The organism is Nocardioides daeguensis (assembly GCF_019192965.1).
Lineage (GTDB): Bacteria > Actinomycetota > Actinomycetes > Propionibacteriales > Nocardioidaceae > Nocardioides > Nocardioides daeguensis.
This window is the reverse complement of sequence record NZ_JAHTKU010000007.1, coordinates 21279-32340: the sequence shown is the minus strand read 5'-3', so window position 1 is coordinate 32340 and position 11062 is coordinate 21279. Positions and strand designations below refer to the sequence as shown.

Annotated in this window: 9 protein-coding genes; 5 read left to right on the top strand and 4 right to left on the bottom strand. The window is 71.9% G+C overall.

What is annotated here, in order from left to right:
• Positions 1-90 precede the first annotated feature (90 nt).
• The 3 genes from KU893_RS05960 to KU893_RS05950 all read right to left on the bottom strand — a co-directional run bounded on the left by KU893_RS05960 (position 91) and on the right by KU893_RS05950 (position 5423).
• On the bottom strand, positions 91-4101 hold the full coding sequence (locus KU893_RS05960; RefSeq protein ID WP_218233438.1) for a hypothetical protein: 4011 nt from the start codon (positions 4099-4101) through the stop codon (positions 91-93).
• A gap of 138 nt (positions 4102-4239) precedes the next feature.
• The gene (locus KU893_RS23155) at positions 4240-4473 is read right to left on the bottom strand and encodes a DUF5703 family protein (RefSeq protein ID WP_218233437.1); all 234 of its coding nucleotides are present in this window, start codon (positions 4471-4473) and stop codon (positions 4240-4242) included.
• Positions 4470-5423, bottom strand: coding sequence for an aldo/keto reductase (locus KU893_RS05950; RefSeq protein WP_218233436.1), 954 nt, complete (start codon positions 5421-5423; stop codon positions 4470-4472). Before KU893_RS05950 ends, KU893_RS23155 begins: the two co-directional genes overlap by 4 nt.
• An 87-nt stretch (positions 5424-5510) precedes the next feature.
• Between KU893_RS05950 and KU893_RS05945 the strand changes: the two genes are divergently transcribed.
• Positions 5511-6353, top strand: a complete 843-nt coding sequence (locus tag KU893_RS05945) for an undecaprenyl-diphosphate phosphatase (RefSeq protein WP_257441512.1) — start codon at positions 5511-5513, stop codon at positions 6351-6353.
• Positions 6354-6482: 129 nt separating this feature from the next.
• Here KU893_RS05945 and corA read toward each other — a convergent pair whose 3' ends face one another.
• Positions 6483-7463, bottom strand: coding sequence for a magnesium/cobalt transporter CorA (corA, locus tag KU893_RS05940; RefSeq protein WP_218233434.1), 981 nt, complete (start codon positions 7461-7463; stop codon positions 6483-6485).
• 29 nt (positions 7464-7492) lie between these two features.
• Here corA and KU893_RS05935 point away from each other — a divergent pair, with 29 nt between their 5' ends.
• The 4 genes from KU893_RS05935 (at position 7493) to mshC (ending at position 10899) form a co-directional block, all read left to right on the top strand.
• Positions 7493-8254 carry a histidine phosphatase family protein gene (locus KU893_RS05935; protein WP_218233433.1) on the top strand — a complete coding sequence of 254 codons (762 nt, stop codon included), beginning with the start codon at positions 7493-7495 and terminating at the stop codon, positions 8252-8254.
• Between the two features lie 9 nt (positions 8255-8263).
• Complete coding sequence (locus tag KU893_RS05930; protein WP_218233432.1) at positions 8264-8827, top strand: DUF3090 domain-containing protein; 564 nt, start codon at positions 8264-8266, stop codon at positions 8825-8827.
• An 18-nt stretch (positions 8828-8845) separates the two neighbouring features.
• Positions 8846-9586: an SCO1664 family protein gene (locus KU893_RS05925; protein ID WP_308167183.1), complete on the top strand. Its 741-nt coding sequence runs from the start codon at positions 8846-8848 to the stop codon at positions 9584-9586.
• Positions 9587-9663: 77 nt separating this feature from the next.
• A complete protein-coding gene (gene mshC / locus KU893_RS05920) occupies positions 9664-10899 on the top strand; it encodes a cysteine--1-D-myo-inosityl 2-amino-2-deoxy-alpha-D-glucopyranoside ligase (RefSeq protein WP_218233431.1) in 1236 nt (411 codons plus the stop codon).
• Positions 10900-11062: the final 163 nt, after the last annotated feature.

Genomic DNA, 11062 nt, shown 5'->3' with positions numbered 1-11062 from the left:
CGCCCGCCGGGGGCGGGCTCCCACCAGCTGATGCGGTGCGGGGGGCGGGGGACGGGGGGTCCCGGCACGCGCCGTGACCCCGCTCGGTGTTCACCGCCTCTTGACCAGCTTCACCACCTGGGCCAGGGGCACCGTGCCTCCTGGGGAGGTGAAGGTGAGGGTGACCGGCACCTTCACCCGGCCCTTGGCGCGCAGCTTCTTCTTCAGGCGCCCGGTCGCCTTGACGACGACCTCGACGGTCCCCCCGCCGGTGGAGACCACCGTCTGCGGCGCGACGCCGGTCCCGGCCAGCGTCAGGGTGCCGGCGGTGTTGACCGCGACCGCCAGCCGGACCAGGCCCTTCCGCTTGTCCGCCTTCAGCCCCGCCACGGAGGCAGTCGGTCCGACGAGCTGCTTGCTCACGCTGACCCCGACCGTCTCCGAGGTCGTGGTCTGCCCGGAGTCGTCGGTGACCTCGGTCGACATCGTCACCCTGCCGCCGGCGTGCTGCGGTCCGGGCGTCCAGGCGAAGACGAACGGCGCGTGGGACAGCGTCTGCACCACCTTGCCGTCGACCAGCAGGCTGGCCGAGCGCACGGCATGGTCGTCGCGACCCAGCGCCACGGGGTGCACCGTCTCACCGGTGCGCACCGTGAGGCCCTCGCCGGGGTCGACCAGCGCCGCCGTCGGGGCAGCGTCGGCGACCTCGCCCGGACCGGTCGGGATCCCGCCCGGCAGGGTCGACTGGCGCTGCTGGACGCTCACCGATCCGGAGCCCGAGACGGCCTCGAGCCCGGTAGCCGGGTCCGCGGGGCCTCCGGCCACGGGCGTGCCGGTGCCGACGTAGCTCGTGCGGAGCACGAACGGCGCGTCGGTACGGGGCGCGGACAGGTCCGCGGTGCCGTTGTAGACCGCCCACCCGTTGCCGGTGAGGACGCTCGACTCCGCCAGGAGCGCACCCTCGGTGCCGGCGTCCGCGAGCAGGATGCCGTAGGACCGGGTCGGGTCGGGCCGGAAGTAGTTGCCCGTGATCCGGCTGCCCTTGACGAAGCCCTGCATGCCACCGGTGAACTTCACCCCGGTCTGCGCGAACGTGCCCCCGGGGCTGCCCGTGACGGCGGTGTCGACGACGTAGCCGTTCTGGATGATCCCGGTGCGGGCGGTGTTCGCCGGTGCTCCGTCGGTGCCCTTGGCGCCGTCGAAGAGGATGCCGCCGGACTGGTAGCCGGTCACGAGGCTGTCGGCTACGGTCACCTCGGACTCGACGCTGCCGGGTCCGGCGCCCTGGACGATGCCGGTCTTGACCACACCCCATCCGTGCGGGTGCTCAGCCAGCTGGCCGGCGTCGGTGGCCCGCCGCAGCGGGCCGACCTTGCTCTGCGAGATCCGGCCGGCAGCGCCGAAGAAGGCGATGCCCGCCTCGGCCCAGGTGTCGCCGGAGGTGACGGACACGCCGGAGATGTCCACGAAGAGCTCGTTGGTGTCGGTGGAGCCCAGGGACTGCCGCGAGACGGTGATGACGTTGCCGCCGCCGTCACGCAGGTACGGCGTCAGCCCGGCCAGGTCGTCGATGGACGGGTCCGGCTTGATGGTGACCTTGTCGGCGCCGGCTCCCTTGAGCTTCAACGGCTTGGTGATGGTCAGGCCGTTCCTCGCTCCCGTGGCGACCGGGTTTCCGGGCGCCGAGATCGGCGTCGACGACTCCTCGTAGGTGCCCTCGCAGATCACGATGGTGTCCCACGGCGAGGCGAAGTCGACGGCGGTCTGGATCGAGGTGTAGTTGGCGTCGGGGCACTGGACGCGGTCGTCGTCGACCACCCAGGTGGTGCTCGCTCCGGCCTGGCCGACCGTGTCGACGATCGACACGTTGCCACGGGTGTTGTCGGTCTCGGCGAGGAAGTCGGCGGGGTCGGGACCGGTGGCCGGCGGGCCGTGACCGGCGCCCTGGTCGATGTCGGTGCCGTCGGAGAGCACCAGCGGGCTGCTCGTCGCGGCCTCCTGGAACCGGACGTCGGCGACCTGGACCGAGCCGGACTGGGGCAGTCCGGCACCGCCGAAGCGCAGCTCGAGGGTGTCGATCGCGGTCAGGTCCACGCCCTGGGCCGCGAACTCGGTGAGCGGGACCCGGATCTGGTCGAGCACGGTGTGGGTCCGCGAGGTCTGAGTGCCCGTCGACATGTGCAGGGCGTTGCCCCAGCGCGGGTCGCCGGCGTTCACCACGCCCTCGTGGCCGGCCCGGTCGACCACCGCGATCTGGAAGTCCTGGCTGGTGGCGGCCGGGTCGTAGGTCCGCTCGACGGAGTCGGCGCCGGGGTTGCGGGCGTCGAAGAAGTTGACGTCGGCACCCATGGCCAGCGCCTTGAGCCCGCTGACGTCGCCGGAGGCTGCCGGGATGTCGGCGGTCAGGACGGCGTCGCTGCTCGGCTCCCACGCCAGCGCCAGCTGACGGCCGTAGGAGTGGTTGACCGGAGCGTTCTCCCGCGTCGCGTTCTGGCCGCCGAGCGCGGCCTTCCCCGGCAGCGGGCAGGCCTTGGCGGCCGTGGGCTGCGTGCCCTTGCCGAGCTGTGCGGGAGCGAAGTCGTCCGGCTCGGGGTTGCACCAGTCGTAGCCGCCTGCGGTCGCCTTCGGACGCGGTGAGACACCGCCGTCGGCCGGGTAGGGGTTGGCGAACCCGGTCCCGCTCAGCGAGCCGCCGAGTGCGTTGAGGCCGAGCGGGTTGGTGATCTCGGGCCGGATCACGTCGATCCGCTCGCTGGCCGCGGGGAAGTAGCTGGTCGAGACCCGCTCGGCGCAGGCGATCCGCGTGCCTGACGTGCTCGTCGGGCAGGCGGAGGCCGGGATCTGCTCGTGGGTCGCGGTGTCCGACAGTTCCCCGGTGAGGTACGGGTCGAAGGCGCCCTCACCACCGACGTAGCGACGGAAGAAGGCACTCATCGTGGCGAGGCCGATCTTCTCCTGGTCTCCCATCCGGGCCGGGTCGCCGGAGATCTTGGTGTTGACCAGCGGGTTGTAGGTGTCGGAGTTGTCGACGACGTACGACCACGGGTCGTAGCTCGCCGCCCCGCTGAGCCGCAGGTTGTTCGGCTGCACGTTGGCGCCGTTGGTCGGCTCGGAGTTGCCGCAGGCGGCGTCGGCGACGTTGCCGCCGTCCTGGCCGTCGGCGAACCAGACGGTGTTGTACCAGTTGTGGATCGCGCCGAGCTGCGAGGACTGGATGCGCGGGAACGGGTCGTCGGCGTTGACGTACTGGCTGCGCTCGAAGAAGCGCGCGCCCTGCAGGTTGGAGACGTCGCCGTCGCACCACGGCAGGATGGACATGTACGGCGTGCCGTAGGGAGCCTTGCGCTCGTAGTCGACCGGTGCCAGCGAGATCACGCCGCGCAACGGGTAGCGCGGGCCGTCGGTCCGGATCCGGTTGTAGTCGATGAAGCTGGTGACGGCGTCACCGCCGCGGGAGTGACCCATCAACCCGATCCGGGTCATGTCGAGCCGCCCGGCCAGCGTGTCGCCGATCGTGCTGTGCGCATCGACGGGGAGACCACCGGGCTCGTTGGCCGCCGCCAGGGCGTCGAGCGTGGCGGCGATCAGCTTCCTGCGCTGGTGCATGCCCTTCCCCTTGGGGCCGTCCTGGCGCATCATCATCTGGTCCTGCGAGACCGAGAAGGTGGTGTAGCCCCAGGTCGCCAGGTTCTCGCCGAGGTAGGCGTAGCCGGCCTCGTTGCGCTTGAACTGGGCGCACGACGCCGTGGTCGTGTCCTGGCCGGTGTCACACGAGCCGTGGTTGCCGTGCACGAGCACCAGCACCGGTGAGGGCTCGGTCCGGTCCTGCGGGTAGTAGAGCGCACCGCGCACCTCGAGCTGCTCGGCGGCACTCGCCGTCCCTGCTGCCGGTGCCGATCCGTCGGAGGCAGGCTCCTGCAGGTCGACCAGGCCGAGCTTGGTCTCCTGGACGGTCGCGGGCGTGTAGCTGCCGCGGTCCAGCGGGTCGGGGAGCCCGGGCTGCGGCGCGGCGACCTGGGTCGGGGGTGCTGATGTCGCCGTGGCGGCGGGCACGCCGAGCGTGCTCACCGCCACCGCCAGTAGTACGAGCAGGCGCCCTCCGGGCGCGCTGATCACCTTCACGTTCTCTCCTGACTGATCGGGGGGACCCGAGAGAACGCGAGGCTAGGTAGTACATGTTTCAACGACGTGAAGGGACGATATCGGTGGACGACCACCAAACACGATGCGCCTGCGCGCCGCGCGAGCGGCGCCCGTGGGTCAGGCCGTGCGGACGGCCCGGATGATCTTGCGCCGCAGCACCACGCGGCGCCGTCCGTCCGGGCCGATCTGCACCCGGTCCAGCTCCCAGCCGCCGTGCTCGGCGCGCTCGACCAGCAGCGTGGCGACCATGGTGCGCGAGAACCCGCGGTCGAAGGTCACCCGGTCGAACTCCCACTCCACCCCGCGGCCGAGGCCGCGCATCATGCCGGGGCGGAGCAGGGACCGGGTCATCCCGCGCCCCCCGACACGTCGTCCAGGGCCGCCCGGATCTCCGGGGGCAGCACCTTCTCCTCCGAGCCGAGGGCGCCGGCGAGCTGTGCCGCCGTCCGGGCGCCGACCACCGGTGCCGTGACGCCGGGCGAGTCGCGCACCCAGACCAGCGCCACCTCGAGTGGCGTCCAGCCCAGGCCGTCGGCAGCGCGGGCGACCGCCTCGACGATGCCGCGGCTGTGGTCGTCGAGGTAGGCGTCGACGAAGCCCGCGAAGACGGGGGAGGCCGCGCGGGAGTCGGAGGGCGTGCCCGTGCGGTACTTGCCCGTCAGCACCCCGCGCCCCAGCGGGGACCACGGGAACATGCCCAGGCCGAGCGCCTCGACCGCCGGCAGCACCTCGCGCTCGACGCGGCGGTTGACCAGGGAGTACTCCATCTGGGTCGACACGATCCGGGCTCGCCCGGCCACCGACTCCTGCAGGGTCACCGCCCGCGCGGTCTGCCATCCGTTGAAGTTCGAGATGCCGACGTACGTCGCCCGGCCCGACGCGACCGCGTGGTCGAGGGTGCCCAGCGTCTCCTCGAGCGGGACCTCGTCACTCCAGATGTGGACCTGCCACAGGTCGACGTGGTCGGTGCCGAGCCGCTTGAGGGAGGTGTCGAGGCCGCGCAGCATCGCGCCGCGCGAGGTGTCGGTCACCCGCTCCGTGCCGCGCCGCCAGATCCCTGCCTTGGTGGCCAGCACGACCTCGTCGCGCCGTACGACGTCACCGAGGAGCGAGCCGAGCAGCGCCTCCGACCGGCCGTCGGTGTAGCCCGCGGCCGTGTCGATCGTCGTACCGCCAGCCTCGACGAACGCGGCCAGCTGGTCGCGCGCCTCGTGCTCGTCGGTGTCCTTGCCCCACGTCATCGTGCCGAGGGCGAGGCGCGACACCTGGAGGCCGCTGGCGCCGACGTACCGCTGCTGCATGGGGCACAACGTATCCGGCGAGCCGCGCGGGGCGCGTCGGGCACGCCGATGACGGACCTCATCGGGCACTGCCTAGGATGGCGCGTCGTGGCGGACTACCTGCAGGCAGTGTTCCTCGGCGTGCTCCAGGGACTCACCGAGTTCCTCCCGATCTCCAGCAGCGCACACCTGCGGATCTTCCCCGACCTGTTCGGCTGGGGCGACCCCGGTGCCGCGTTCACCGCGGTCATCCAGATCGGCACCGAGCTGGCCGTCCTCGTGTACTTCCGCAAGGACATCTGGCGCATCGCCCGGGCCTGGGTGCTGTCGCTGTTCAAGCCGGAGTACCGCGGCGCCCTCGACGCCCGGATGGGCTGGTACATCATCGTCGGCTCGCTGCCGATCGTGATCCTGGGCGTGCTGCTCAAGGACGTCATCGAGCGCGACTTCCGCAACCTGTGGATCATCGGCTGCACCCTCATCGTCCTCGGCCTGGTCCTCGGTCTCGCCGACCGGATCGGCCGCAACGAGAAGGTCATCAAGCAGATGCGGCTGCGCGACGCCGCGCTCATGGGCGGCGCCCAGGCCCTCGCCCTCGTCCCCGGCGTCTCCCGCTCCGGCGCGACCCTGTCCATGGGGCGCTTCCTCGGCTACGAGCGCGAGGCCGCCACCCGCTTCGCCTTCCTGCTCGCCATCCCCGCCGTCGTCGGCGCCGGCGTCTTCGAGCTCAAGGAGATCGGCAACGTCGGCGTCGCCCACGCCGGCGAGGCCGACTACGGCTGGGGCCCGACCGCGGTCGCGACGGTGATCTCGTTCGTCGTCGGCTACGCCGCCATCGCGTGGCTGCTGCGCTGGGTCAGCACGAAGTCCTACACGCCGTTCGTGGTCTACCGGGTCGTGCTCGGTGCTGCCGTGCTGGTGCTGCTCGGGACCGGTGCGCTGAGCGCCTGAGTCCGACCTGAGTCCGAGTGGTCTGACCAGTCGTCGATTGGGCACGAACCGCAGGCCCGCGGGCTCCGATGTTGCGGTTTGGGACCAAACCGCAACACCACGAGGCCCAGCACGAGGCCCAGATCGGGCTCAGAACCAACCCGCCTTCTTGAAGAAGATCCACAGCCCGGCCATCGTCGAGGCCATCAGCAGCAGCGCGAACGGGTACCCGAAGCTCCAGCTCAGCTCCGGCATGTGCTGGAAGTTCATGCCGTAGACCCCGGCGATCAGCGTCGGTACGACGACCAGCGCGGCGCCCGCGGAGATCTTGCGCATGTCGTCGTTCTGCTGCATCGCGATGCGGGAGACGTGCGCGTCGAAGGCGGAGGACAACAGGATGTCGAGGGTGTCGATCTCCTCGGCGGCCTGGGCGAGGTGGTCGCTGACGTCGCGGAAGAAGGGCGCCGCCTCGGCGTGGACGAGGTCGACGATGCCGGTGGCGAAGCGGCGCATCGGCTCGCGCAGGGGGAGCACCGCACGGCGTACCTCGGACAGCTCGCGCTTGAGGACGTAGATCCGGTCGCCGTCCTGGGTGCGCTTGTCGGAGAACACGGAGGTCTCGACCTCGTCGACGTCGGTCTGCAGCTCGGCCACGACCGCGGTGTAGCCGTCGACCACCGCGTCGCAGACGGCGTAGATGACCGCCGAGGGGCCGTGGTCGAGGACGGACTGCTTCTTCTCCAGGTCGTGCCGGGCGTCGCTGAGGGCCGAGCCGCGACCGTGGCGCACTGTGATCACGAAGTCCTCGCCGATGAACACGTTGATCTCGCCGGTCTCGACGGCGTCGTCCTCGTCGACGTACCACAGCGTCTTGAGGACCAGGAAGAGGTTGTTCTCGTAGCGCTCCAGCTTGGGCCGCTGGTGGGCGGAGACCGCGTCCTCGACGGCGAGCGGGTGCAGGTCGAAGGCGGTCGCGATCTCCCCGAGCTCGACGTGGCTGGGCTCGTAGAGCCCGACCCAGACGAAGTCGTTCTCGGCACTCGCCGCGGCCCGCAGGGCGGCGTAGTCGTGGAGGTGGCAGTCCACCGGGAGGCGGACACCGTGCCGGTAGACGGCGCTGTCGACGATCACGCACCAACGCTATGGCTAGGCTCCCCGGCATGGCCACCTTGCTGCTGGTCCGCCACGGCCGGACCACCGCGAACGCCTCCGGCGTCCTCGCGGGCCGTACGCCGGGGGTGCGGCTCGACGCCCTGGGCTCCGAGCAGGCGGCCCGGGCCGGTTCCCGGATCGGCGCGGTGCCGCTCGCGGCTCTGGTCACCAGTCCGCAGGAGCGCTGCAAGCAGACCGCCAAGGCGATCGCGGACGCCCAGCGCGACGGCGGGCGGGCCGCGACGCGGGCGGTCACCGAGAAGGCGCTCGCGGAGTGCGACTACGGCGAGTGGCAGGGCCGGCCGATCAAGGAGCTGGTCCGCGAGCCGTTGTGGCAGACCGTCCAGCGGCAGCCGTCCGCGGCGATCTTCCCGGGCGGCGAGTCGATGGTCGCGATGCAGCACCGCGCTGTGGCCGCCGTACGACGACTCGACGCCGCCGTGACCCGTGAGCACGGTCCGGACGCGGTCTGGGTGGCGGTCAGCCACGGCGACATCATCAAGTCGGTGCTCGCCGACGCGCTCGGCATGCACCTCGACCTGTTCCAGCGGATCGGCGTCGATCCCGCGTCGGTGTCGATCGTCCGGTACGCCCCGGACCGTCCCTACGTCCTCGCCAGCAACACACACGACGGCGACCTGTCCTGGCTCGCACCCAAGCCGGGCAAGCGCCGGCCCCGCGCCACCGCACGGACCACCTCCACGACCGCAGCCACCACCACCGGCGCCGTGATCGGCGGCGGCGCCGGCCCCGGGCGCCCGGACCACTAGGCTCGGAGCATGCCGATCGTCCACGGATTCGACCCGCCCGAGCGCTTCGTCGCCGGCACCGTCGGCGAGCCCGGCAGCCGCACCTTCTTCCTCCAGGCCCGGGCCGGCTCGCGGCTGGTCTCGGTGGCCCTGGAGAAGCAGCAGGTCGTCGCCCTCGCGGAGCGGATCGACGAGCTCCTCGACGAGGTGATCGCCGACGGCCGCGCGCAGGGCGTCGTCCCCGCGATGGCACCGTTCGGCCTGGCCGACGACCAGCCGCTGGAGCTGCCCATCGAGGAGGAGTTCCGCGCCGGCACCATGACCCTGTCGTGGGACCCCGACGACGAGCGCGTGGTCGTCGAGGTGTTCCCGGTCGGCGAGGAGCCGATCGAGCTCACCGACGGCGAGGACCCCGCGGAGCTCCTCCTGGTCCGGCTCGAGCCGGGACAGGCCCGGGCGTTCGTACGACGTGCCGAGCACGTCGTGGGCGCAGGGCGTCCGACATGCCCGTTCTGCGGCCAGCCGATCGACCCCGACGGCCACCTGTGCGTGCGCGCCAACGGGTTCCGGCGCCGCGAGCCCACCGAGCAGTGACCTGGCGGTGACCCGCTGGTGACCCTCGAGATCCGGGGCCGGATCATGCCGGCCTCCAACGCGACCTTCCTCGCCGAGCTCGACGGTCGCGAGGTCGTCTACAAGCCGGTCGCGGGGGAGCGTCCGCTGTGGGACTTCCCCGACGGCACCCTCGCCGACCGGGAGGTCAGCGCCTACCTGGTGTCCGAGGCCACCGGCTGGAACCTGGTCCCGCGCACGTGGTGGGGAGAGGGACCCCACGGCCCCGGCATGGTCCAGGAGTGGCAGCAGGTCGACCCCGACGACGACGCGGTCACCCTGGTCCGGGCGGGGGCGACGCCACCGGGCTGGCTCGAGGTGGTGGAGGGCCTCGACGAGCGGGACCACCCGGTGACCCTCGTCCACGAGGACTCCCTCGCGCTGCGCCGGCTCGCTGTCTTCGACGTGCTCGTCAACAACGCGGACCGCAAGGGCGGCCACGTGCTCGCGATGCCGGGAGGGCACCGGTACGGCGTCGACCACGGCGTCGCGTTCCACCACGAGAACAAGCTGCGCACCGTCCTGTGGGGCTGGGCCGGCCTGCCGTTGAGCGCCGAGGAGGTCGAGGTGGTCACCCTCGTGCTGGCGGCGATCCGCGGCGACCTCGGTGAGCGGCTGACCACCCACCTGGCCGAGCACGAGATCGGGGCGCTCGAGCGTCGTACCGAACGACTCCTCGCCGCGGAGGTGCTGCCCGGCCCCTCCGGGGGCTGGCCGGCGATCCCGTGGCCGCCGTTCTAGACGAGTCGATCCCCGGGGTGGCGCGGCCTGCCACCCCGTGGGGCCACTCGTCGAGTGCCAACCCCTAACATCGAGCCATGCGCGCATGGAACGCACCGGGCCTCCCGGAGCTCCCGGTCACCGGCCCCCAGGTCGTCCTCCACGACACCGCCACCGGCGGCAGGGTCGAGAGCCGGCCCGACGGGGTCGCGCGCCTCTACGTCTGCGGCATCACGCCGTACGACGCCACGCACATCGGGCACGCCAACACCTACGTCGCCTTCGACCTGCTCAACCGCGCCTGGCGCACGGCCGGCCACGACGTCCGCTACGTCCAGAACGTCACCGACGTCGACGACCCGCTGCTCGAGCGCGCCGACAAGGTCGGCGTCGACTGGGTCGAGCTGGCCGAGCGCGAGACCGAGCTGTTCCGCAAGGACATGGAGGCCCTGCGGGTCCTCCCGCCGGTCGCGTACGTCGGTGCGGTCGAGTCGATCCCGCTGGTGATCGACCTCATCGAGCGCCTCGACGCCGCCGGCTCGATCTACCGCGTCGACCAGGACCTCTACTTCTCCGTCGCGGCCGACCCGGCCTTCGGGGAGGAGTCCAACTACGACCGCGAGACCATGCTCCGCTTCTTCGCCGAGCGCGGCGGTGACCCGGACCGCGAGGGCAAGAAGGACCCGCTCGACTGCGTCGTGTGGCGCGGTGAGCGCGAGGGAGAGCCCTCGTGGGAGAGCCCGTGGGGTCTCGGCCGCCCCGGCTGGCACATCGAGTGCGCGGCCATCGCGCTGCAGCACCTCGGCGGCGCCTTCGAGGTCCAGGCCGGCGGCAGCGACCTGGTCTTCCCGCACCACGAGATGTGCGCCAGCCACGCGCAGGTCGCGACCGGCGAGCGGTTCGCAAAGGTCTACAGCCACGCCGGCATGGTCGCCTACGACGGCGAGAAGATGTCGAAGTCGCTCGGCAACCTCGTCTTCGTCTCCGCACTGCGCAACAGCGACATCGACCCGATGGCGATCCGGCTCGCGCTGCTGCGTCACCACTACCGCACCGACTGGGAGTGGACCGACGCCCACCTGTGGCAGGCCGTCGACGACGTCGCCGCCTGGCGGCGTGCCCTCGCCCTCGGTGCCGGCGCGCCGGCCGCGCCGGTGGTCGAGGAGATCCTCGCCGCCCTCGCCGACGACCTCGACGCGCCCCGCGCCACGGCCGCGGTCGACGCCTGGGTGCGCGCCACCCTCGGCACGGACGGACTCGCCGACACGAGCGACCCCGAGGCGGCCGTCGCCCTGCTGCCGGTGCTGGACGCCGCCCTCGGCCTCGCGCTGTAGCGGTCGCCGCGCCGTACGTCGTCCCTCACTCGGCTCGCAGCACCGGGATGCTGACACCGTGACGCTGGTCTGACCAGTCGACGATTGGGCAGAGACTGCAGCTCAGCGGCTCGAGTTGTTGCGGTTTGGGACCAAACCGCAACGCGACGCCGACCTCAGCGAC

Coding starts and splice junctions, on each gene's coding strand:
- KU893_RS23155 (WP_218233437.1), bottom strand. CDS start 4,473: ATGACCCGGTCCCTGCTCCGCCCCGGCATGATGCGCGGCCTCGGCCGC.
- KU893_RS05950 (WP_218233436.1), bottom strand. CDS start 5,423: ATGCAGCAGCGGTACGTCGGCGCCAGCGGCCTCCAGGTGTCGCGCCTC.
- KU893_RS05935 (WP_218233433.1), top strand. CDS start 7,493: ATGGCCACCTTGCTGCTGGTCCGCCACGGCCGGACCACCGCGAACGCC.
- KU893_RS05930 (WP_218233432.1), top strand. CDS start 8,264: ATGCCGATCGTCCACGGATTCGACCCGCCCGAGCGCTTCGTCGCCGGC.
- mshC (WP_218233431.1), top strand. CDS start 9,664: ATGCGCGCATGGAACGCACCGGGCCTCCCGGAGCTCCCGGTCACCGGC.